The following is a 1,078-nucleotide window of genomic DNA, read 5'->3' on the forward strand; positions in this document are numbered from 1 at the left end:
TACGGGGAGATTGACAAGGCGCCGGAGGAGCGTGCGCGGGGGATTACGATCAATACGGCGCACGTGGAGTACGAGACGGCGAAGCGGCACTATTCGCACGTGGATTGTCCTGGGCACGCGGACTACATCAAGAACATGATTACGGGTGCGGCCCAGATGGACGGGGCGATTTTGGTGGTATCGGCGGCGGACGGTCCGATGCCGCAGACGCGGGAGCACATTTTGTTGGCGCGGCAGGTGGGGGTGCCGTACATTGTGGTGTTCATGAATAAGGTGGACATGGTGGACGATCCCGAGCTTTTGGACCTGGTGGAGATGGAGGTTCGGGATTTGTTGAACCAGTACGAGTTTCCTGGGGATGAGGTGCCGGTGATTCGCGGGAGTGCGTTGTTGGCGTTGGAGCAGATGCACCGGAATCCTCAGACGAAGCGAGGGGAGAACGAGTGGGTGGATCGGATTTGGGCGTTGTTGGATGCGATTGACGAGTACATTCCCACGCCGGAGCGGGACGTGGACAAGCCGTTCTTGATGCCTGTGGAGGACGTGTTTACGATTACGGGGCGTGGGACGGTGGCTACTGGGCGGATTGAGCGCGGGAAGGTGAAGGTTGGGGACGAGGTGGAGATTGTGGGGCTATCTCCGGAGACGCGGAAGACGGTGGTGACGGGTGTGGAGATGCACCGGAAGACGCTGCAGGAGGGGATAGCTGGGGACAATGTGGGGTTGTTGTTGCGCGGGGTAAGCCGGGAGGAGGTGGAGCGGGGGCAGGTGTTGGCGAGGCCTGGGAGCATTACGCCGCACACGAAGTTTGAGGCCTCTGTGTACGTGTTGAAGAAGGAGGAGGGTGGTCGGCACACGGGTTTTTTCACTGGGTACCGGCCGCAGTTTTACTTTCGGACGACGGATGTGACTGGGGTGGTGGAGTTGCCCCCGGGTGTGGAGATGGTGATGCCTGGGGACAATGTGACGTTTACGGTGGAGCTGATCAAGCCGGTGGCGTTGGAGGAGGGTTTGCGGTTTGCCATCCGGGAGGGTGGGCGGACCGTGGGCGCCGGCGTGGTCACCAAGATCCTGGAGT

Annotated in this window: 1 protein-coding gene; it reads left to right on the plus strand. The window is 60.9% G+C overall.

Annotation, left to right across the window (positions count from 1 at the left end; all coding sequences use genetic code 11):
- The coding region (gene tuf / locus ABXG85_RS12890) for an elongation factor Tu (RefSeq protein ID WP_353514004.1) at window positions 1–1,078 on the plus strand (1,078 nt) is incomplete at both ends.

It is taken from the genome of Thermus sp. LT1-2-5, assembly GCF_040363165.1.
Taxonomy (GTDB): domain Bacteria; phylum Deinococcota; class Deinococci; order Deinococcales; family Thermaceae; genus Thermus.